Annotated in this window: 19 protein-coding genes; 7 read left to right on the top strand and 12 right to left on the bottom strand. The window is 61.2% G+C overall.

Going from position 1 to position 20,883, the window contains the following annotated elements:
- Positions 1–33: 33 nt before the first annotated feature.
- The 5 genes from ACM6IO_RS23965 to ACM6IO_RS23945 form a co-directional block, all read right to left on the bottom strand.
- On the bottom strand, positions 34–513 hold the full coding sequence (locus tag ACM6IO_RS23965; protein WP_008026500.1) for an Lrp/AsnC family transcriptional regulator: 480 nt from the start codon (positions 511–513) through the stop codon (positions 34–36).
- A 12-nt stretch (positions 514–525) separates the two neighbouring features.
- Positions 526–1,287, bottom strand: coding sequence for an ABC transporter ATP-binding protein (locus ACM6IO_RS23960; protein WP_414912352.1), 762 nt, complete (start codon positions 1,285–1,287; stop codon positions 526–528).
- A gap of 51 nt (positions 1,288–1,338) precedes the next feature.
- Complete coding sequence (locus ACM6IO_RS23955) at positions 1,339–2,049, bottom strand: ABC transporter permease (RefSeq protein WP_414912351.1); 711 nt, start codon at positions 2,047–2,049, stop codon at positions 1,339–1,341.
- On the bottom strand, positions 2,046–2,771 hold the full coding sequence (locus ACM6IO_RS23950; RefSeq protein ID WP_192227235.1) for an ABC transporter permease: 726 nt from the start codon (positions 2,769–2,771) through the stop codon (positions 2,046–2,048). Before ACM6IO_RS23950 ends, ACM6IO_RS23955 begins: the two co-directional genes overlap by 4 nt.
- 75 nt (positions 2,772–2,846) lie before the next feature.
- Positions 2,847–3,626, bottom strand: coding sequence for a transporter substrate-binding domain-containing protein (locus ACM6IO_RS23945; protein WP_008026508.1), 780 nt, complete (start codon positions 3,624–3,626; stop codon positions 2,847–2,849).
- A 448-nt stretch (positions 3,627–4,074) separates the two neighbouring features.
- Between ACM6IO_RS23945 and ACM6IO_RS23940 the strand changes: the two genes are divergently transcribed.
- Both ACM6IO_RS23940 and ACM6IO_RS23935 read left to right on the top strand, forming a co-directional pair.
- Positions 4,075–5,181, top strand: coding sequence for an enoyl-CoA hydratase/isomerase family protein (locus ACM6IO_RS23940; protein ID WP_414912350.1), 1,107 nt, complete (start codon positions 4,075–4,077; stop codon positions 5,179–5,181).
- A 3-nt stretch (positions 5,182–5,184) separates the two neighbouring features.
- Positions 5,185–6,336 (top strand): acyl-CoA dehydrogenase family protein, encoded by a 1,152-nt coding sequence (locus ACM6IO_RS23935; protein ID WP_008026512.1) that lies wholly within the window; start codon positions 5,185–5,187, stop codon positions 6,334–6,336.
- 116 nt (positions 6,337–6,452) lie between these two features.
- Here ACM6IO_RS23935 and ACM6IO_RS23930 read toward each other — a convergent pair whose 3' ends face one another.
- The 6 genes from ACM6IO_RS23930 to ACM6IO_RS23905 form a co-directional block, all read right to left on the bottom strand.
- Positions 6,453–7,226, bottom strand: coding sequence for an enoyl-CoA hydratase (locus ACM6IO_RS23930; protein ID WP_192227237.1), 774 nt, complete (start codon positions 7,224–7,226; stop codon positions 6,453–6,455).
- Positions 7,227–7,239: 13 nt separating this feature from the next.
- Entirely contained in the window at positions 7,240–8,367 is a 1,128-nt protein-coding gene (locus tag ACM6IO_RS23925) for an acyl-CoA dehydrogenase (protein WP_008026517.1), read from the bottom strand.
- 139 nt (positions 8,368–8,506) lie between these two features.
- On the bottom strand, positions 8,507–9,700 hold the full coding sequence (locus ACM6IO_RS23920) for an acetyl-CoA C-acyltransferase (protein WP_192227238.1): 1,194 nt from the start codon (positions 9,698–9,700) through the stop codon (positions 8,507–8,509).
- A 12-nt stretch (positions 9,701–9,712) separates the two neighbouring features.
- Positions 9,713–10,474 (bottom strand): SDR family NAD(P)-dependent oxidoreductase, encoded by a 762-nt coding sequence (locus ACM6IO_RS23915; RefSeq protein ID WP_008026522.1) that lies wholly within the window; start codon positions 10,472–10,474, stop codon positions 9,713–9,715.
- A gap of 16 nt (positions 10,475–10,490) precedes the next feature.
- A complete protein-coding gene (locus ACM6IO_RS23910; RefSeq protein ID WP_414912349.1) occupies positions 10,491–12,155 on the bottom strand; it encodes an AMP-binding protein in 1,665 nt (554 codons plus the stop codon).
- Between the two features lie 250 nt (positions 12,156–12,405).
- Entirely contained in the window at positions 12,406–13,422 is a 1,017-nt protein-coding gene (locus tag ACM6IO_RS23905) for an AraC family transcriptional regulator (RefSeq protein WP_223481280.1), read from the bottom strand.
- A gap of 293 nt (positions 13,423–13,715) precedes the next feature.
- Between ACM6IO_RS23905 and efeU the strand changes: the two genes are divergently transcribed.
- From efeU to ACM6IO_RS23880, 5 genes are all read left to right on the top strand, one after another.
- Positions 13,716–14,552: an iron uptake transporter permease EfeU gene (efeU, locus tag ACM6IO_RS23900; RefSeq protein ID WP_414912348.1), complete on the top strand. Its 837-nt coding sequence runs from the start codon at positions 13,716–13,718 to the stop codon at positions 14,550–14,552.
- 140 nt (positions 14,553–14,692) lie between these two features.
- Positions 14,693–15,892: an iron uptake system protein EfeO gene (efeO, locus tag ACM6IO_RS23895; protein WP_414912347.1), complete on the top strand. Its 1,200-nt coding sequence runs from the start codon at positions 14,693–14,695 to the stop codon at positions 15,890–15,892.
- A 17-nt stretch (positions 15,893–15,909) separates the two neighbouring features.
- On the top strand, positions 15,910–17,208 hold the full coding sequence (gene efeB, locus ACM6IO_RS23890) for an iron uptake transporter deferrochelatase/peroxidase subunit (protein ID WP_414912346.1): 1,299 nt from the start codon (positions 15,910–15,912) through the stop codon (positions 17,206–17,208).
- Positions 17,209–17,233: 25 nt separating this feature from the next.
- Entirely contained in the window at positions 17,234–18,058 is an 825-nt protein-coding gene (gene efeO / locus ACM6IO_RS23885) for an iron uptake system protein EfeO (RefSeq protein WP_008038359.1), read from the top strand.
- Positions 18,059–18,242: 184 nt separating this feature from the next.
- A complete protein-coding gene (locus ACM6IO_RS23880) occupies positions 18,243–19,421 on the top strand; it encodes an MFS transporter (RefSeq protein WP_223414365.1) in 1,179 nt (392 codons plus the stop codon).
- Here the strand turns inward: ACM6IO_RS23880 and pssA are convergent.
- The gene (pssA, locus tag ACM6IO_RS23875) at positions 19,416–20,759 is read right to left on the bottom strand and encodes a CDP-diacylglycerol--serine O-phosphatidyltransferase (RefSeq protein WP_414912345.1); all 1,344 of its coding nucleotides are present in this window, start codon (positions 20,757–20,759) and stop codon (positions 19,416–19,418) included. The two genes, ACM6IO_RS23880 and pssA, sit on opposite strands and share 6 nt — an antisense overlap.
- Between the last annotated feature and the right edge of the window lie 124 nt (positions 20,760–20,883).

Genomic DNA, 20,883 nt, shown 5'->3' with positions numbered 1-20,883 from the left:
AAGCCCGCTCCCACAAGGGAACTGCGGTGATTATTACTCCATCGTGGTCTTGACCATCGCCAGTTCCGGGTGGCTGACCAGTTTGTCGATGTGCAGCTCCGGGTCGTCGAACCAGACTTCGGTCAGTACCCGGTAATGTTCCATGTCGCGGCAACGCATGCGCAGGCTGTAGTCGAACGCACCGCTGATCAAGCGACACTCCAGCACCTGCGGGCAAGCACGGACCTTGGCTTCGAAGGCTTTTTGCGCCGCCCGCCCGCTCTGGTTCGACAGCGCAACCAACACCAGCAAAGACAACCCCGGTGTCAGTTTTTTCTCATCGAGGATCGCCCCGTAACCGCGAATGACCCCGAGCTGTTCAAGCTTGCGCACCCGTTCCAGGCACGGCCTGGGGGTCAGGTGCACGCGCTCCGAAAGCTTTTGGTAAGTGATGCGCCCTTCATGGCGCAGCACTTCAATGATTGCCTGATCGATACGATCAAGCACGATCGACAGATCGCGGATATCCGCCATGTACGTCTTGCCTCACTTCAAACGACCCGATAGGAATTGCTGCAAACGTTCACTGTTTGGCCGGTCGAGGATCGTCGCATCACCCTGCTCCTCGACCCGCCCCTGATGCAAGAACAACACCTGGCTCGACACCTGTCGGGCAAAGCCCATTTCGTGGGTCACCATCAACATGGTCCGGCCTTCTTCCGCCAGTGCCTGAATCACCTTGAGCACTTCGCCGACCAATTCCGGATCAAGGGCCGAGGTCGGCTCGTCGAACAGCAGAATTTCCGGCTCCACCGCCAGTGCCCGGGCAATCGCCACCCGTTGCTGCTGGCCGCCGGAGAGAAACGCCGGGTATTGATCGGCGACTCGCTGCGGCAAGCCGACCTTGTCCAGATAAGCCCGCGCACTTTCTTCAGCCGCCTTGCGGCTGATGCCCAGCACCCGGCACGGCGCCAACACGATGTTTTCCAGGACGGTCAGGTGACTCCACAAGTTGAAATGCTGGAACACCATCGCCAGGCGCGTGCGCAAGCGCTGCAACTGTGCCGGATGGGCGACGCGCATGCCACCCGTGCCCGGGCGAGTGATGACCCGTTCGCCGTCGAGTTCGATGGCGCCCTCGTCCGCCCGTTCCAGAAAATTGATGCAGCGCAGCATGGTGCTTTTGCCTGAACCGCTGGCGCCGATCATGCTCACCACGTCCCCTGCCCGCGCATTCAACGAGACGCCCTTGAGCACTTCATTGTCACCAAAACGTTTATACAGATTTTCAACCGTGAGTTTGTACATGCAGACACCCCTGCAGCAGCACCCGATTCGGCGCTGCTCTGGATAATTGGATTAATGAGTCGGCCCGAGAAAGCTCAGCCAGCGCTTTTCCGCGAGACGAAATGCGACAACCAGGCCAAACGACAACGCGAGGTACAGCAGGCCGGCAATGCCGAACGCCTGAAAGGTCATGAAGGTCGCGGCGTTGGCGTCGCGGGCGACTTTGAGAATGTCCGGAATGGTTGCGGTGAAGGCCACCGAAGTCGCGTGCAGCATCAGAATCACTTCGTTGCTGTAATACGGCAGCGCCCGGCGCAGCGCCGAGGGCAGGATCAGTCGCAGGTACAGACGCCAGCCGCTCAAACCATAAGCGTGGGCGGCCTCGATCTCACCGTAGGGAATGCTGCGGATCGCCCCGGCGAAAATTTCCACGGTATAGGCGCAAGTGTTGAGGGTGAACGCAAGCAGCGTGCAATTCATCGCGTCGCGAAAGAACGCTTCGAGCAGCGGCTGCGAGCGCACCACCGCGATGCCGTAGATCCCGCTGTAGCAAATCAGCAGCTGGATATACAGCGGCGTACCGCGAAACACGTAGGTAAACAGCTGAACCGGCCAGCGCAGCAAGCCCCAGCGCGAGGTGCGCAGGATCGCCAACGGCAACGACAGGACAAAGCCCATCGCGATGCTCGCCACCAGCAACCACAGGGTCATCGCCAGGCCTGTGAGGGTCTCGCCGTCGCTGAACAGAAAGGGTTTCCAGTATTCGGCAATCAACTCGATCATCGCACCATCCCCCGTACGCCCTGGTTGTAACGCCGCTCCAACACTCGCAAGGCGTAGTTCGACGCGCTGGTGATCAGCAGATAAAGCGCCCCCGCCATCAGCAGGAAATCGAGCATGTTGAAGGTGCTTTTACCGGCCTCTTGCGCGACCTTGACCAGGTCCGACAAGCCGATGATCGACACCAGCGCCGTGGCCTTGAGCAACACCAGCCAGTTGTTGCCCAGGCTCGGCAAGGCGAAACGCATCATTTGCGGAAACACCACGAAGCGAAACCGCTGCCAGCGGTTCAAACCGAAACACGCCGCGGCTTCCTGCTGTCCACGCGGCACGCTGAGGATCGCCCCGCGAAAGGTCTCGGTGAAATACGCGCCATAGATAAACCCGAGGGTGATAATCCCGGCCACGAACGGGTCGATTTCCATGTACGGCCAGCCCATCGCTTCGGTCAGGCTGCTCAGCCAGCCTTGCAGGCTGTAGAAAATCAGCAGCATCAGTACCAGGTCCGGCACACCGCGAATCAAGGTGGTGTAGAAGGTTGCCGGCAGGTTTAACAGCTTCAGCGGCGACAGCTTTGCCGCCGCGCCGAGCAGCCCCAGCGCCATGCTCACCAGCAGCGAGAGCGCCGACAGTTTCAGCGTGACCCAGGTGCCGTGCAGCAACAATGGGCCATAGCCTTGCAGGGCCGAAACATCGAGCCCGATCAGATTCAGGAAGGAATTCACGCCAGTCACCTGTCTTGAGGCGCCCACGATGAAACACTGTGCCGGTTCACGGCACAGTGTCTTGGGGCGCGAGGATCAGTTGTTGTAGAGGTCCAGATCGCCGAAATGCTTCTGCTGGATCTGTGCGTAGATGCCCTTGTCATGCAGGGCCTTGATGGCGGCATTGAGCATGCCTTTGAGTTCTTCGTTGTCCTTGCGCACGCCGATGGCGATTTCCGACGGCACCAACGGGTCGCTGATGCCTTCGCTGTTCTGGAAGTCAGCCCCTTGTGGCGATGTGAGAAAGCTCATCTGTGCTTGCAGCTTGTCCTGGATCGACGCATCGAGACGGCCATAAACCAGGTCGGCGTACACCTGATCCTGATTCTGATAAGCGCGCAGCTTCACGCCGCCCGGCCCCAGTTTGGCCTTGGCGTAGGTTTCCTGAATCGTGCCCTGCATGTAACCGATGGTCTTGCCCCGCAGCGACTCGGCGGTGGGCAGCAGCCCGGAGTCCTTGCGGGTGACGATGGCGGTCGGCCCGGCGTACAGACGGTCGGTGAAGTCGATCTGCTTTTTGCGCGGCTCGGTCACGGTCATCGACGATTCGATGGCGTCGAACTTGCCGGCCTTGAGGGCTGGAATCAGCCCGTCGAAATCATTGCTGACCCACACGCAAGTCAGTTTCAGCTCGGCACAGATCGCGTTGCCCAGGTCCACGCCAAAGCCCTGCACGCCGCCATCGGCGGTGGTTGACTCAAAAGGCGGGTAGCTTGGGTTGACGCCGAATCGCAGCTCTTTCCATTCCTTGGCATGGGCGCCGGTGGTGCAGCACAGCAGCGCGAGTGTCGGCAAAGTCAGCCATTTGATATTCATCTTCTTGAGTCCCGATTTGTTTGGAGTTATCGCGGCCTGGCGAACCGGACCGCCTTTATGGGCAGGAACAGAGAGTCGGTGCGGCGCGAGCCGCAACAGCGTTCTTATTGTTTTGTTCGAGGGGCCGCACGTTGCGGCCTCCAGCCTGAAACCCTCGGCACAGACGGCTTCAAAAGCACGGCCAGAATGCCAACAGATAACCTGTTGCAGGTGTCGTAAGGGCCGTTCCAGACGCCCCGATTGCGCTGATAAGGCTGTTTTCACAGCCGATTCGGTCGTGAGCGCGGCCCGCGGTGGTCTTGAGAGGGAAGTTCTTCAGCGCTATTACAAAAATGCACACGAGACCTGCACATATCCGGGTTGTACTAGGCAAATTTGCACTGTTACGATCCAGCATCGCTCGCGCGCGAGCTTCTCTATAAAGAACAATAAAAGCAGGGAGTTAGTGATGACTGCTCAGGTTTCATCGAAGTGGACTTCGTCCATGGATGCCACGCAAAACGACGTGCTGGCCGAGGTTCGCAACCATATCGGTCACCTGACCCTCAACCGCCCCGCCGGCCTCAACGCCATTACCCTCGACATGGTGCGCAATCTGCAGCGTCAGCTCGACGCCTGGGCGCAGGACTCGAACATTCACGCGGTGGTCTTGCGCGGTGCCGGCGAAAAAGCCTTTTGTGCCGGCGGCGACATCCGCTCGCTGTATGACAGCTTCAAAAACGGCGACACCCTGCACGAAGACTTCTTCGTCGAGGAATACGCCCTCGACCTCGCGATTCACCATTACCGCAAACCGGTTCTCGCTCTGATGGACGGCTTCGTCCTGGGTGGCGGCATGGGCCTGGTGCAAGGCGCCGATTTACGCGTGGTCACCGAGAAAAGCCGCCTGGCGATGCCGGAAGTGGCCATCGGTTATTTCCCGGACGTCGGTGGCAGCTACTTCCTGCCGCGCATCCCCGGTGAACTGGGGATCTACCTGGGCGTCAGCGGCGTGCAGATCCGTGCGGCGGATGCGCTCTATTGCGGCCTGGCCGACTGGTATCTGGACAGCAGCAAACTGGCGACGCTGGACGAAAAACTCGATCAGCTGGAATGGCACGACACGCCGCTCAAGGACCTGCAAGGCCTGCTGGCCCGACTCGCCGTGCAGCAACTACCGGACGCGCCATTGGAAGCGCTGCGCCCGGCCATCGATCACTTCTTCGCCCTGCCCGATGTGCCGGGTATTGTTGAACAACTGCGCGACGTCACGGTTGCCGACAGCCATGAATGGGCGACCACCACCGCCGACCTGCTGCAAAGCCGTTCACCGTTGGCCATGGGCGTGACCCTGGAAATGCTGCGGCGCGGTCGGCACCTGAGTCTGGAAGACTGTTTTGCCCTGGAGCTGCACCTGGACCGTCAGTGGTTCGAGCGCGGCGACCTGATCGAAGGCGTGCGCGCCTTGCTGATCGACAAAGACAAGACCCCGCGCTGGAACCCGCCGACCTTGCAGGCGCTGGACGCCACACACGTCGCGAGTTTTTTCAAAGGGTTTGACCGGAGCGGGAGCTGAGCCATGCACGATATCGAATTGAGCGAAGAGCAAGTCATGATCCGCGACATGGCCCGGGACTTTGCCCGCGGCGAAATCGCGCCCCACGCGCAAGCCTGGGAAAAGGCCGGCTGGATCGACGACGGTCTGGTGGCGAAGATGGGCGAACTGGGGCTGCTGGGCATGGTGGTGCCCGAGGAATGGGGCGGCACTTATGTCGATTACGTCGCCTACGCCCTGGCGGTGGAAGAGATTTCCGCCGGCGACGGCGCCACGGGCGCACTGATGAGCATCCACAATTCCGTGGGTTGCGGGCCGGTCATGAACTACGGCACCGACGAACAGAAACAGACCTGGTTGCCGGATCTGGCCAGCGGCAAGGCCATCGGCTGCTTCTGCCTGACCGAGCCGCAAGCCGGTTCCGAGGCGCATAACCTGCGTACCCGCGCCGAACTGCGCGACGGCCAGTGGGTGATCAACGGCGCCAAGCAATTCGTCAGCAACGGTAAACGGGCGAAACTGGCGATTGTGTTTGCCGTGACCGATCCGGACCTGGGCAAGCGTGGTATCTCGGCGTTTCTGGTGCCGACCGATACCGCCGGTTTCATCGTTGATCGCACCGAACACAAGATGGGCATTCGCGCCTCCGATACCTGCGCAGTCACCCTGAGCAACTGCACCATCCCCGAAGCCAATCTGTTGGGTGAACGCGGTAAAGGCCTGGCCATCGCCCTCTCCAACCTCGAAGGCGGACGCATCGGCATCGCCGCGCAGGCCTTGGGTATCGCGCGTGCCGCTTTCGAAGCGGCGCTGGCCTACTCCCGTGATCGCGTGCAGTTCGCCAAGCCGATCATCGAGCACCAGAGCATCGCCAACATGCTGGCCGACATGCACATGCAACTCAACGCTGCACGGTTGATGATCCTGCACGCCGCGCGGTTGCGCAGTGCCGGCAAGCCGTGTCTGTCGGAGGCTTCGCAGGCCAAGCTGTTTGCCTCGGAAATGGCTGAGAAGGTCTGCTCGTCAGCGATGCAGATCCATGGCGGGTACGGGTATCTGGAGGATTACCCGGTGGAGCGTTACTACCGGGATGCGCGGATCACGCAGATTTATGAAGGATCTAGCGAGATTCAGCGGATGGTGATTGCCCGCGAGTTGAAGAATTATCTGGTGTGAACCTTAAAAAGCTTCGCGGGCAAGCCTCGCTCCTACAGGTTATCGGTGTTCGCATGAACAACACATAACCCGTAGGAGCGAGGCTTGCCCGCGAAGACGTCCGTGAGAACGCTACATCACTTACCGACGAACTCCGCCTCACGCTTGGCAATAAACGCCGCCATCCCTTCCTTCTGATCCTGCGTCGCAAACGCCGCATGGAACACCCGACGCTCAAAGCGCACGCCTTCCGACAGGCTCACTTCGAAGGCGCGGTTGACGCTTTCCTTGACCATCATCGCAATCGGCAGCGACTTCTTGGCGATCAACGCGGCGACTTTCAGCGCTTCTTCCAGCAATTCATCCGCTGGAACGATCCGCGCGACGATCCCGCAACGCTCCGCTTCAACCGCATCGATCAAACGCCCGCTCAGGCACATTTCCATCGCCTTGGCTTTACCGACTGCGCGAGTCAGGCGCTGGGTGCCGCCCATGCCCGGCAACACGCCGAGGTTGATTTCCGGTTGGCCGAACCGGGCGTTATCGCCGGCCAGGATGAAGTCGCACATCAACGCCAGTTCACAACCACCGCCCAGGGCAAAACCGTTCACAGCAGCGATGATCGGCTTGCGGCGGTTGGCCACGCGATCGCTGTCGCTGAACAGATCGTCGAGGTAGATCTGCGGGTAGGTCAGCTCAGCCATTTCCTTGATGTCGGCACCGGCGGCGAAGGCTTTTTTCGAGCCGGTCAGCACGATGCAACCGATGTTCGAATCGGCTTCCAGGCCATCGAGGGCATGGTTCAGTTCGCTGACGATCTGCGCGTTCAACGCGTTCAGCGCCTGCGGACGGTTCAGGGTGATCAGGCCGACACGGCCATGGATTTCCAGCAAAATCGTTTCGTAACTCACAATGGACTCCTTCTTAAAGACTGCGCGAAATGACCATGCGCTGAATATCGCTGGTGCCTTCGTAGATCTGGCATACCCGCACGTCGCGGTAGATCCGCTCCAGCGGGAAGTCGTTCAGGTAACCGTAACCGCCGAGGGTTTGCAATGCAGCAGAGCAGACCTTTTCGGCCATTTCCGAGGCGAACAGTTTGGCCATGGACGCCTCGACCAACGCCGGTTTGCCGCTGTCACGCAGCGCAGCGGCGTAATGCACCATTTGCCGGGCGACGGCGATCTGGGTCGCCATGTCCGCGAGGCGGAACGCGACGGCCTGATGCTCGATGATCGGTTTGCCGAAACTCTCGCGCTCACGGGCGTAATCCCGCGCCGCTTCAAACGCGGCTCGGGCCATGCCCACCGATTGCGAAGCGATGCCGACGCGGCCGCCTTCGAGGTTGGCCAGGGCAATTCGATAGCCTTCGCCCTCCTCGCCCAAGCGGTTGGCCACCGGCACTTTGACGTCTTCGAACAAAATCTGGCAGGTGTCGGACGCATGCTGGCCGAGTTTGTCCTCGACGCGGGCGACTTTGTAGCCCGGTGAATCGGTCGGCACGATCAGTGCGGTGATCCCGCGTTTGCCGGCGCTCGGGTCCGTCACCGCAAACACGATCACCACGCCGGCGTTCTGCCCGGAGGTGATGAACTGTTTGCAACCGTTCAGGACGTAATGATCGCCTTCCAGGCGCGCACGGGTTTTCAGGCCACTGGCATCGGAGCCGGCCTGCGGCTCGGTCAAGGCGAAAGCGCCAAGCATTGCACCGCTGGCCAACGGTTTGAGAAAGCGTTCTTTCTGGTCGTCGTTGCCGTAGTTGAGGATCGGCACGCAGCCGACCGAGTTGTGCACGCTCATGATGGTCGAGCAGGCGCCGTCGCCGGCGGCGATTTCTTCCAGGGCCATGGCGTAGGCCAGGTAGCCGGTGTCGCACCCGCCCCACTGTTCGGGCACCAGCATGCCGAAGAAGCCCAGTTCAGCCATTTCGCCGATGGCTTCCTTGGGAAAACGGTGCTCACGGTCCCATTCGGCGGCGAACGGTTTCAGCCGTTCCTGGGCAAACTGCCGGGCCGCTTCGCTGATCTGCAGTTGTTCGTCATTGGGAATCATGGCAAATCCTTAAAATCCTGGGTACGACACAGAACTCTGTGGGAGCCAGCCTGCTGGCGATGGCGTCGTGTCAGTCACTGTCTGCTTTTATGACATACCGCATCGCCAGCAGGCTGGCTCCCACAGGGGGTAGGTTGGCCTAGTACAGGCATTCCACGGCCATCGCCGTGGCTTCGCCGCCGCCGATGCAGATCGCCGCAACGCCGCGTTTCAGGCCTTTCTGGCGCAGGGCCGAGAGCAGGGTCACGAGGATCCGCGCGCCGGACGCACCGATCGGGTGGCCCAAGGCGCAAGCGCCGCCGTGCACGTTGAGTTTCGCGTGGGGGATTTCCAGATGGGTCATCGCTGCCATGCCGACCACGGCAAAGGCTTCGTTGACTTCCACCAGGTCCACGTCATTCAGCGACCAGCCGGTTTTCTTCATCAGCCGCTTGATCGCGCCGATCGGTGCCACCGGGAATAGGCCCGGCGTGTCGGCGAATGCCGCGTGGCCATGGATCACCGCCAGCGGTTTCAGGCCGCGCTTGTCCGCTTCGGAACGGCGCATCAGCACCAACGCCGCCGCACCGTCAGAAATCGAACTGGAGTTCGCCGCCGTCACCGTGCCGCCTTCGCGGAAGGCCGGTTTCAGCGAGGCAATCTTGTCCAGTTTGGCTTTCGGCGGCTGTTCGTCGTTGCTGATGACGACTTGCTCTTTGCCGACGGTCACGGTCAGCGGCACGATCTCGTCCTTGAAGCTGCCGTCCTTGATCGCCTGCTGCGCGCGGGTGGTCGAAGCGATGGCAAACGCATCCTGGGCTTCGCGGCTGAAGCCGTTGGTTTCAGCGCAATCTTCCGCGAAAGTGCCCATCAGGCGGCCCTTGTCGTAGGCGTCTTCCAGGCCGTCGAGGAACATGGAGTCGAGCACACGGCCATGGCCCATGCGATAGCCGCTACGGGCGCGGTCCAGCAGGTATGGCGCGTTGGACATGCTTTCCATGCCACCCGCCACCACCACATCGGCGCTGCCGGCGAGCAGCATGTCATGAGCCAGAATGGCCGCTTCCATACCGGAACCGCACATCTTGTTCAGGGTGGTGCAGCGGGTCGATTTATCCAGCCCGGCGCCCAGTGCAGCCTGGCGCGCCGGGGCCTGGCCGAGGCCGGCGGGCAGCACGCAGCCAAACAGCACTTCTTCAACCGCGTCCGGCGCAACACCGGCGCGCTCAACAGCGGCGCGAATCGCGGCGGCACCCAATTGCGGTGCAGTCAGGCTTTTCAGTTCGCCCTGGAAACCGCCCATTGGGGTACGGACGGCGCTGACGATAACGATTGGATCGTGGGAAAGGGTCATGACAAATCCTCCTTACTTGGCGGCCATGCGCAAGGCACCGTCGAGACGGATCACCTCGCCATTGAGCATGCTGTTATCAATGATATGCCTGACCAGCTGCGCGTACTCGGCCGGTTTGCCCAAACGTGGTGGAAACGGCACGCCAGCGGCAAGGGAATCGCGGACTTCCGGGGTCATGCCGGCCATCATCGGCGTCTCGAAAATCCCCGGGGCGATGGTCATCACACGGATACCGAAGCGCGCCAGTTCACGAGCCGCCGGCAAGGTCAGGCTGACAATCGCGCCTTTCGATGCCGCATAGGCCGCCTGGCCGATCTGGCCGTCATAGGCTGCAGCGGAAGCGGTGTTGATGATCACACCGCGCTCGCCATCAGCATCCGGCTCGGTTTCGGCGATGGCCGCCGACGCCAGACGCAGCATGTTGAAGCTGCCGATCAGGTTGACGTTGATCACCTGGCTGAAACTGGCCAGTGCATGCGGACCGTTTTTGCCGAGGATCTTCTCGCCACGCACGATGCCGGCGCAGTTGACCAGACCGTTCAGGCCACCGAAGGCCTTGACCGTGGCCTGCACCGCCGCTTCCGCCGCCGCTTCGTTGCTGATGTCCGCGACCACGCTTTGCGCGCCAAGACGTTCAGCCTGGGCCGCGACCGCTTCGGCGTTCATGTCCACCAGCATCACTTTGGCGCCGGCCGCGACCAGCATTTCAGCCGTGGCCGCACCGAGCCCGGAGGCACCGCCGGTGACGAGAAAAACCTTGTTTTCGATCTGCATCATTGTTTCCTTGGATTCAAGCTGAAACGTTCTTCGCTGAGGCCTCTTGAGCCTTGGCGATTTCCTGGTTGCGCAAGATAAAGCGCTGCAATTTGCCGCTTGGGGTTTTCGGCAATTCGCTGACAAATTCGATTTCACGGGGGTACGAGTGCGCGGCCAGACGTTTGCGCACATGTTGGCGCAGTTCTTCGGCCAACTCCGGCGCGGCACGGTATTGCGCGCTGAGCACGACGAAGGCTTTGACCAGTTCGGTGCGCTCCGGATCGGGTTTGCCCACCACGGCGGCTTCGACGACGGCCGGGTGTTCGATCAATGCGCTTTCCACATCGAACGGGCCGACGCGATAGCCGGAAGTGGTGATCACGTCGTCACTGCGGCCGACGAAACTGATGCTGCCGTCCGGGTTCCACTCGACGGTGTCGCCGCTCAGGTAATAGTTGCCGACGAAGGCTTTGGTCGGTGCGCCTTCGTAGCCGTTGAACCAGCACATCGGCGACTGAGTGCGGTCGATGGCGAGGATGCCCGGTTGGCCGACACCCAGTTCCTTGTACTCCTCGTCCAGCACCACGATGCGGTGGCCCGGCGAAGCAAAACCGGCGGCGCCCATGTGGATCGGATGATCGAGGCCGTGGTGGTTGCACAGGACCATGCCCAATTCGGTCTGGCCATAATGGTCGTGAATCACCACGCCGAGGTTGTCGGCGAACCAGCGGATCACTTCCGGGTTCAACGGCTCGCCGGCGCTGCTGACGATGCGAAGCTTGCCTTTGATCGACTTAGCGAACTCATCGCCACCGGCGATCAGCAGACGATAGGCGGTCGGTGAGCCAGTGAGGTTGGTGATGCCGTATTTATTGATCACCCGGCAGGTGCTTTCGAGGGTGAACGGGCCATCGTAAAAGGTGATCGGATGCCCCATCGCCATCGGCCCGGTGACGCCGAAATAGATGCCGTAGGCCCAACCCGGATCGGCGACGTTCCAGAAAGCGTCTTCAGGGCGAAGGTCCACGGCGTCGCGGGTGTAGCTCTCGAACGCGACGATTGCCTTGAGCGGCACCGAAAGCGCTTTCGACGGGCCGGTCGTGCCAGAGGTGAACATCAGCAGGAACGGGTCTTCGCCGGTCAGCAGCACCGGTTCGCAGTCAGCGGAATAGTTGGCCAGTTCGGCCCAGAAACTGAAATCGCCACGGACGATGCCCTGGCCTTTTGCACCGCCGACGGTGACGATGGTCGGGCAGTCGGCGACTTCAGCGAGTTTCGAGCGATTGACTGCGTCGGTCACCACCACTTTGGCGCCGGAGCTGCTCAAGCGGTGTTCGATGGCCTTGGGGCCGAACGCGGTGAACAGCGGCTGATACACCGCGCCGATGCGCCAGGTGGCGAACACGGTGATCAACAATTCGATATTGCGCGGCAGCAGGCCGGCGACCTTGTCGCCTTTTTTTACGCCCTGCGCCAGCAGGAAATTGGCGAAACGTGCAGCCTTGTCCTGCAAGTCGCTGAAGGTGTACGTCGCACTGGTGCCGTCCCGGCCTTCCCAGAACAGCGCGATGCGACCTGGCAACGCATGCCGGTCGCAACACTCGACACAGGCATTGAGGGCCGTCAGGTTACCCGCGAGTGCGGCGTCGACGGTGTGCTGATAATTGAACTGTGACGTGGCAGACAAGTAATCGCGCATTGCCAGAATCCCTCGGTATTTTTATTAGGTTGGGGGAAGCGTAACCAACAGCGAAATACTCGCTCTGCGCGGGGGGTGGGGCAATGGTCAAAGCTATCAAGTTGTCTGACTGGTTTGGCCAAGATCCAACAGATGTGGCGCCTGGTTTGACGCCTTCGCGGGCAAGCCTCGCTCCTACAGGGGATCGCATTTCTCTGTAGGAGCGAGGCTTGCCCGCGAAGAGGCCCGCCCAATCACCACAAAACCCGGATCAGCTCGCCTCGGTCAGAATCAAACTCCGATAATGCCCCGGATTCGACCCCGACCATTTGCGAAACGCCTTGTAGAACGAGCTCGCATCGGCAAACCCCAGCCGCGTGGCGATTTCGGCGAAGCTGATACTCGGCTCCGCCAGCCAGACAATGGCCAGTTCCTTGCGCACGCCGTCCTTGAGGCCTTGATAGGTCTGCCCCTCCTCCGCCAGCCGCCGCCGCAAGGTCGAGGCCGACATGCACAGTTGCTGTGCCAGAGGTTCGGTTTCCGGCCACTGCTCGGCGGGCAATTGCCGCAAATCGTGCTTGATCCGACTCGCCAGACTCTCCGGGTCGCGGTACTTGACCAGAATATTGGCCGGCGCATGGGCCAGGAAGCGCTTGAGTTCTTCCGCGCTGCGCTTGATCGGCAGATCCAGGCAATCGGCCGAAAAAATCATTCGGGTGCGCGGCCGGTCGAAACGCAGGTTCTCGGAAAACATCACCTGATAGTCATCACAGAAATCCGGTTCCGGGCAGCGCAACTCGATGGCCAGAATCGGAATCCGCCGCCCGGCCAGCCAACACGCAACACCGTGAACGATCATCCAGTAGGTGAAATAGGTGAACGCGCGGCGAGGGTCCTGGTCGTCTTCCAGCAAGACGATTTCCGCGAGACTTTGCTGACGAACCAGCTGCGCGGGCAGGTGTTCGAGCATCAACGACAGAAACCCCAGCCCCGAAGTCAGGCCGGCGGCAAGGCTCGGCTGGACCATCGAGCAGCGGCACAGAAACTCCAGGCTGCCGGATTTGAGCTTGCGCGGGTCCATGCCAAAAAACTCATCGTCGCCACGCCGGGCCAGCAACCGCCACAAACGCGCATAGGCCGTGGCCGGGACGCGGGCAACGGCGGACTCCAGCAGCGCCGGATCGATGCCGACCTTGTTCAACACCTCGTCGGTGGCAGCGCCAGGGGCGCAACTTTGCAACAGCGCTTCACGCACCAGTTGAATGGAAATGGTGTCTTTTTCCGACATTGCGCGGGGTGTGCCCTGTTGTTTGAGTGGAGGGCATAGTAGCGCACAGCGACACAGTTCCGTAGGAGCGAAGCTTGCTCGCGAAAGCAGTGTGTCATTCAACATCCACAGTGACTGACATGGCCTCTTCGCGGGCAAGTCGGATCGCCGCACCGCTCGCTCCTACAGGGGGTACTTGGGTGATGTTGAGGGCTGTTCAGGTTAGGTTCAGGTAAATGTCAACTATTGGCATTTGGGAATGAGTGTCATTATGTTACAAATTAGCACCCTATCTAATTCCACGACGGTGCTGAATGCTTGTTCCTTTTCTGATCATGCTGCGCGAAGGCATCGAGGCCGCATTGATCGTCGGCATCATCGCCAGCTACCTCAAGCAAACCGGTCGTGGCCAGTGGATGCCGGCCGTGTGGATCGGCGTGTTTCTCGCCGCCGCACTGGCCCTGCTGGTGGGCGGCGGCCTGGAACTGGTCAGCGCTGAGTTCCCGCAGAAACAACAGGAACTGTTTGAAGGTGTGGTCGGCCTGGTGGCGGTCGGCATCCTCAGTTCCATGGTGTTCTGGATGCGCAAGGTGGCGCGTTCGATCAAGCATTCGCTGCACGTCTCCCTCGATCAGGCGCTGACTGGCTCTAAACATCAGGTCACGGCGCTGATTGCCATGGTGTTTTTCGCCGTCGCCCGGGAAGGCCTGGAAACGGTGTTTTTCCTGCTCGCGGTGTTCCAGCAAAGCGAAGGCCCGGCGGCCCCGATTGGCGCCCTGCTCGGCCTGATCCTGGCGATCATCGTTGGCTTCCTCATTTACACCGGCAGCATGCGCCTGAACCTCGGCGCGTTCTTTCGCTGGACAGGGCTGTTCATCCTCGTGGTCGCGGCCGGCATTCTCGCCAACTCGGTGCAGGCGCTGCATGAAGCTGGGGTGTGGAATCAGCTGCAAACCGTGCTGTTCGATTTCAGCGCGACGCTGCCAATGGACGGGCCGCTGGGCTCGGTGCTGGCCGGCATGTTCGGCTATCAGGACGCGCCCACCGTCAGCACCCTCGGCGCTTATCTGATTTACCTGCTGGTGGCGTTGGTGATGTTTTTTCTCCCGGCGCCCGCACCCGCTAAACAACCTTCTTCCGCTTCTTTGTAGGAGCAAGCTTGCTCGCGATAAGAGCGCCGCGGTGCATCAGGCCTCCAGCGTCATCGTTAACGACCATCGCCGGCAAGCCGGTCTCGCTCCCACAGGGTGGGCGTGCGCCAATGCATTTTTTCCAGTCAGTAAGGGCATCCATGTCAAATCAAGCCCCTCCCCAGGCCTCCCCTCCCCGCGCCTTGCGCTGGGCGGTGGCCGGTTCGGTGATCGTGATGATCGCCGCCGGCGGCCTGTTCTACTACGCCTCGAAAATGGCCGCGGCCAAACGCCAGGCCAACCATGACGAAGTGCTGGTGACCATTCACCCCCACAGCTGCGAACCGAACGCGTTGACGGTGCCGGCCGGTCGCGCCAGTTTCCGCATCGTCAACCGCTCGGATCGTGCCGTTGAATGGGAAATCCTTGACGGCGTGCTGGTGGTCGAAGAACGGGAAAACATCGCGCCCGGCCTGAGTCAGGTGATCAACGCCAACCTGTTGCCCGGCGATTACGCGATCACCTGCGGCCTGCTGAGCAACCCTCGTGGCACGTTGCACGTGACACCGACCGCGGCGTCCGATGCCGCAGCCAAGGCCAAGCCGTCGATGGTGGCTTTCGTCGGGCCGCTGTCGGAATTCCGCGTTTATCTGAGCAGCCAAAGTACCGCGCTGATCAAGGCCGTCACTGCGCTTGAACAAGCCATCGAAGCCGGTGACCTGAGTCAGGCACAAGCCTTGTACGTCCCGGCGCGCAGTGCCTATCAACGCATTGCCCCGGCCACGCAACGCCTGGCGGAACTGGACAACACCATCAATGCCCGTGCCGATTACTTTGAAAAGCGTGAGCAGGATCCCGGCTTCGTGGGTTTCCATCGCCTGGAATATGCGCTGTTCCAGCAACGCAACCTCGACGGCCTGACACCGGTAGCCCAACAGCTGCTGACCGACGTCACCACGCTCAAGCAACAACTGCTCGCGCAATCGCTGCCCCCGGAACAACTGGTCAGCATCGTGGTGCGCAACCTCAATAACCTCGGCGACGTGCGCGCCAGCAGCGGTGAAGAAGAACGCTACAGCCACACCGATTTGAACGGTTTCGCCGGCAACCTCGAAGCTGCCCGCAAAGTCGTCGACCTGTTGCGCCCGCTGCTGACCAAGTCCGCCGCCGAACTGCTGCCAACCATCGACAGCGCTGTCGCCAGCCTTAATGCCGAACTCAACGGCTTCAAGGTCAAGGACGGCTATGCAAGCTACGACACGGTCGGCGCCGCGCAACGCAAACAGATCGCCGACAAGGCCAAGGCACTGGCCGATGCACTCGATGGAATCGATCCCGCCCTTGGCCTATCCGGCCTGTAGCAGAAGACGACATTCAGATGAACGATTCAGAGCAATTCAACCTCCAGCGTCGCCGGGTATTGATGGGCATGGGGGCCGCCGGTGTGGCGTTGGCCGGTTCTGCATTGAGCTGCCCGGCCATGGCCGCCAGCCCCGCGCAAGTCACCGAAGCACCGAGCAGCGACCGGACCGAAGACCACCACGACTTCCGCGGCCAGCACCAAAGCGGCATCGTCACGCCGCGCCCGGCGTCGGGCATGTTGGTGTCGTTTGATGTGTTGGCCAGTGACCGCGAAGACCTCGAACGGCTGTTCCGCACGCTCAATGAGCGCATCGCGTTCCTGATGAAGGGCGGCCCGGTGGCGCAGGTCGATCCGAAACTGCCGCCAGTGGATTCAGGGATTCTTGGCCCGGTGGTCACGCCCGACAACCTGACCATCACCGTCTCGGTGGGTGAATCGTTGTTCGACGAACGCTTCGGCCTGGCCCACGCCAAACCGAAACGGCTGAGCCGCATGGTCGGTTTCCCCAACGATGCGCTGGAAGCCGATTGCTGCCACGGCGACCTGAGTTTGCAGTTCTGCTCCAACACCACCGACACCAACATCCACGCCCTGCGCGATATCGTGAAAAACCTGCCGGACTTGCTGCTGGTGCGCTGGAAACAGGAAGGCAGCGTGCCGCCCCAGGCACCGGTGAAACCCGGTGTGCCGGCGCAGAGTGCGCGTAACTTTCTGGGCTTTCGCGACGGCTCGGCCAACCCCGATTCCAACGACGCCAAGGCCATGGATCGCATCGTCTGGGTCCAGCCCGGCAGCGACGAACCGGCGTGGGCTGTCAATGGCAGCTATCAAGCGGTGCGGATCATCCGCAACTTCGTCGAGCGCTGGGACCGCACGCCGTTGCAGGAACAGGAAAGCATTCTCGGCCGGGTCAAAAGCACCGGCGCGCCCATGGGCGGTGCCCACGAAACCGAGGTTCCGGATTACGCCAAGGACCCGGAAGGCAAGCTGACCAAGCTCGATGCGCACATCCGCCTGGCCAACCCGCGCACCGCCGCGAGTCAGGCCAACCTGATCCTGCGCCGGCCGTTCAACTACTCCAACGGCGTGAACAAGAATGGTCAGCTGGACATGGGCTTGCTGTTCATCTGCTACCAGGCCGACCTGGAAAAAGGCTTCATCACCGTGCAAACCCGTCTCAACGGCGAGCCGCTCGAGGAGTACCTCAAGCCGGTCGGCGGCGGGTACTTCTTCACCCTGCCGGGTGTGACGGGCGACCAGGATTTCATCGGTCGCTCGCTGCTCAACGCCACACAAACAAAAGCCACCGCCTAACCAACCCCCAACACGGAACCGTCCCATGAAAAAGTCGCCACTCGCGTTATTGCTGACCCTTGGTTTGCTCAACACCCCGTTTTCGGCTTTCGCGGCGACGGCGCCGCTGGAACTGGTGGGGCCGATTTCGGATTACAAGATCTACGTCACCGAGCAACTGGACGAACTGGCCAGCCACACTCAGAAATTCACCGATGCGGTGAAAAAAGGTGACCTGGCCACCGCGCAAAAACTCTACGCGCCGACCCGGGTTTACTACGAATCGATCGAGCCGATTGCCGAGCTGTTCAGTGACCTCGACGCCTCCATCGACTCCCGTGTCGACGACCACGAAAAAGGCGTGAAAGCCGAAGACTTCACCGGTTTCCACCGCATCGAATACTCGCTGTTTTCCGAGAAGAGCACCAAGGGCCTGGGCGAACTGGCCGATGGCTTGAACAAAGACGTCAAGGACCTGCAAACCCGCGTGGCCGGCCTGACCTTCCCGCCTGAAAAAGTGGTGGGCGGCGCGGCGGCGCTGCTGGAAGAAGTCGCCGCCACCAAGATCTCCGGCGAAGAGGATCGTTACAGCCACACCGACCTGTATGACTTCCAGGGCAATATCGACGGCGCCAAGAAAATCGTCGACCTGTTCCGTCCGCAGATCGAGAAGCAGGACGCGGCGTTCATTGCCAAGGTCGACAAAAACTTTGCCACGGTGAACAAGACGCTGGCGAAGTACAAAACCAGGGATGGCGGTTTTGAGACCTATGACAAAGTGAAGGACAGCGACCGTAAGGCGCTGGTTGGGCCGGTGAATACGTTGGCTGAGGATTTGTCGACGTTGCGTGGGAAACTGGGGTTGAATTGATTTTTTTGTAGCGTCTGAGCGGACCCCTTCGCGGGCAAGCCTCGCTCCTACAGAGGTATTCGATCCCCTGTAGGAGCGAGCGGTGCGGCGATCCGACTTGCCCGCGAAGGCATTTTCAGCCCCTACACATTCCCCTCCTGCTACCATCCCCCGCCAATAATAAAAGCTCACGGAAGACTCACCCATGTCCGCTTCAACCTTCGACCTGCGCCCGCTCATGGTCGCCAACATGGCCTGCACCATGGCAATGATGGCGTTCGTTTCTTTGATCGGGCCCATCGCCCGGGTCTTGGGCCTGGCCACCTGGCAGGCCGGGGCGGCGGTGACGGTGTCCGGGGTGATCTGGATGGTGCTGGCGCGCCCATGGGGTCAGGCCAGCGACCGCTTTGGACGACGACGCATTCTGTTGCTCGGCACTGCAGGATTCACCCTCGCCTATTGGGCCTTGTGCCTGTTCATCGACACGTCTTTGCGATTCCTGCCTTCAGCGGCGCTGGCGTTTATCGGGCTGATGCTCGGTCGCGGGCTGATCGGCGTGTTCTATGCAGCGATCCCGGTCGGCTGCAATGCACTGATTGCCGACAACGTCGAGCCGCAACACCGCGCCAAAGCCATGGCCGCGTTGGGCGCTGCCAACGCCTGCGGGCTGGTGATCGGCCCGGCGATAGCGGCGTTGCTGTCCCGATACAGCCTGAGCCTGCCGTTCTACGCCATGGCTTTTTTACCGTTGTTGGCGTTCCTGGTGCTGCGTTACAAACTCAAGGCTCAGGAATTGCACTTGCGTCAGGCACCGCGCAAGGTGCACCTCAACGATCCACGGTTGCGCCGGCCCATGGCGGTCGCGTTCGTGGCGATGCTGTGCGTTTCTGTCGCGCAGATCACCGTCGGCTTCTTCGCCATCGATCGACTGGGCATGAGCCCGGCCGACGCCGCGCAAACGGCCGGTATCGCCCTGACCATGGTCGGCTTCGCGTTGATCTGTTCGCAGCTGGTTGTGCGTCGACTGGAATGGCCGCCGCTACGGCTGATCCGGGTCGGCGCGATGGTCGCTGCGCTGGGGTTTTCCGGCAGCATCATGGTCGATTCGGCGTGGGGGTTGTGGCTGGGGTTCTTTGTCTCGGCAAGCGGCATGGGCCTGATTTTCCCGTCCTTCGCCGCGCTTGCCGCCAATGCGGTCGAGGCCTCGGAGCAAGGCGCGACCGCAGGCTCCATCGGCGCCGCCCAAGGGTTCGGCGTGGTGATCGGGCCGTTGACCGCCACGCTGATCTACGGCATCGAACCGCGTTTGCCGTATCTGGTGGCGGCTGCGTTGTTGCTGCTGGTGGCCCTGTGGCCAGGGCCCCGGCAGCGTCAGGCTTTATAGGATGCGATAGAGCAAGCGTTCAATGCGCACGCGACTGACACGCTTGAGGAACTTGGCCACGCCCGCCGGGTAATCCGGCAGGGTTTGCAGGTCCTGATAACGCTCGATGCGGGTGGTGTGCTGGAAGATCTCCGCCAGTTCACTGCGACGCGGCTGCAGCAATTCACTTTTGGGGTCATCAATCAGCAGCGCGTTTTCCAGGTCGAGACGGAATGCGCGCGGATTGAGGTTGTTGCCGGTCAGCAAGGTGTAACGCTGATCGACCCACATGCCTTTAAGGTGATAGGTGTTATCGCCGTCCTTCCACAGGTGCAGGTTCAACTGACCGCTGTCGACGCTGCGATGATGACGCTTGGCGAAACGCCGCAGGCTGATCTCGTAGAGGTACGGCAACGCCGAGATCACCTTGAACGGCTCGCTCGGCGGGATGTAGAAGTCGTTGGCGGTTTTGTCGCCGACCACGATGTCGATCTTCACACCCCGGGCCAATGCCCGGTTGATCTCCCGGGTCACCGCCAACGGCAGGTTGAAGTACGGCGTGCAGATCGTCAGTTGATGCTGGGCGCTGGCGATCAACTCGCAGATTACCCGGCTCAACGGGTTGTTCTTGCCGACCCCAAGCAATGGGCTGACCGACAAACCGTCTTTAACCGTGGTGCCCGTCGTGGTGTCGTACGCCGCATGTTTCAGGCGGCTGCGCAGGTCGCCGATGTCGTGGCGCAGGCTGCGGGTGGTCGGCAGGTTCGGCAAATCGAGGCGATGCACCGCTTTCGAGGCGACCAGGCCGTGCTGAACCAGGTGCTGCATCGAATCGGCCAGGGCACCGTTGTGCAGCAGGTGATAACGGTCGTAGCGGTATTTGTCGAATTTGTGCAGATAAACGTTGTTCAGGCTCGCACCGCTGTAGATCACGCAATCATCGATCACGAAGCCTTTCAAATGCAGCACGCCGAACAGCTCGCGGGTCTGCACTGGCACACCGTACACCGGGACCACGCTGGCATGGGTTCGGGTGGTTTCCTGATACCACGCCGAATTGCCCGGCTGTTTGCCGGCACCGATCAAGCCACGCTGGGCGCGCAGCCAATCGACGACCACCACCACGTCCAGTTCTGGACGCGCCAGTTTGGCGGCGTGCAAGGCATCGAGAATTTCCTGGCCGGCTTCATCCTGTTGCAGGTACAGCGCGACGATATAGATGCGCCGGGTCGCCTGGGCAATTTTTTCCAACAGGCAACGACGAAATTCGGCAGCGCCAGAAAGGATGGTGACGGCATCGGCGGTCAGCGGAAAACTGCGCAGTTTGGGCAGCAGAGAGCGTTTGAAAAGCGACGGCATAGGGCTCGCAATGGGTCGAATCCGGAGAGGTTGAGAGCTTACACCATGGAGGGGGTTGGGTCTTGTTACGGTCTGTAATGACCTCTTCGCGGGCAAGCCTCGCTCCTAACGTCAAAACTGCTCC

The organism is Pseudomonas sp. IT-P44 (assembly GCF_949768225.1).
GTDB lineage: Bacteria > Pseudomonadota > Gammaproteobacteria > Pseudomonadales > Pseudomonadaceae > Aquipseudomonas > Aquipseudomonas migulae.
The sequence above is the reverse complement of the archived record's forward strand: the minus strand, read 5'-3'. Positions and strand labels throughout refer to the sequence as shown.

Coding starts and splice junctions, on each gene's coding strand:
- ACM6IO_RS23945 (WP_008026508.1), bottom strand. CDS start 3,626: ATGAATATCAAATGGCTGACTTTGCCGACACTCGCGCTGCTGTGCTGC.
- ACM6IO_RS23915 (WP_008026522.1), bottom strand. CDS start 10,474: ATGCAGATCGAAAACAAGGTTTTTCTCGTCACCGGCGGTGCCTCCGGG.
- efeO (WP_008038359.1), top strand. CDS start 17,234: ATGAAAAAGTCGCCACTCGCGTTATTGCTGACCCTTGGTTTGCTCAAC.
- ACM6IO_RS23920 (WP_192227238.1), bottom strand. CDS start 9,700: ATGACCCTTTCCCACGATCCAATCGTTATCGTCAGCGCCGTCCGTACC.
- efeU (WP_414912348.1), top strand. CDS start 13,716: ATGCTTGTTCCTTTTCTGATCATGCTGCGCGAAGGCATCGAGGCCGCA.
- ACM6IO_RS23925 (WP_008026517.1), bottom strand. CDS start 8,367: ATGATTCCCAATGACGAACAACTGCAGATCAGCGAAGCGGCCCGGCAG.
- efeO (WP_414912347.1), top strand. CDS start 14,693: ATGTCAAATCAAGCCCCTCCCCAGGCCTCCCCTCCCCGCGCCTTGCGC.
- ACM6IO_RS23880 (WP_223414365.1), top strand. CDS start 18,243: ATGTCCGCTTCAACCTTCGACCTGCGCCCGCTCATGGTCGCCAACATG.
- ACM6IO_RS23910 (WP_414912349.1), bottom strand. CDS start 12,155: ATGCGCGATTACTTGTCTGCCACGTCACAGTTCAATTATCAGCACACC.
- efeB (WP_414912346.1), top strand. CDS start 15,910: ATGAACGATTCAGAGCAATTCAACCTCCAGCGTCGCCGGGTATTGATG.
- ACM6IO_RS23935 (WP_008026512.1), top strand. CDS start 5,185: ATGCACGATATCGAATTGAGCGAAGAGCAAGTCATGATCCGCGACATG.
- ACM6IO_RS23960 (WP_414912352.1), bottom strand. CDS start 1,287: ATGTACAAACTCACGGTTGAAAATCTGTATAAACGTTTTGGTGACAAT.
- ACM6IO_RS23940 (WP_414912350.1), top strand. CDS start 4,075: ATGACTGCTCAGGTTTCATCGAAGTGGACTTCGTCCATGGATGCCACG.
- ACM6IO_RS23905 (WP_223481280.1), bottom strand. CDS start 13,422: ATGTCGGAAAAAGACACCATTTCCATTCAACTGGTGCGTGAAGCGCTG.
- ACM6IO_RS23955 (WP_414912351.1), bottom strand. CDS start 2,049: ATGATCGAGTTGATTGCCGAATACTGGAAACCCTTTCTGTTCAGCGAC.
- pssA (WP_414912345.1), bottom strand. CDS start 20,759: ATGCCGTCGCTTTTCAAACGCTCTCTGCTGCCCAAACTGCGCAGTTTT.
- ACM6IO_RS23965 (WP_008026500.1), bottom strand. CDS start 513: ATGGCGGATATCCGCGATCTGTCGATCGTGCTTGATCGTATCGATCAG.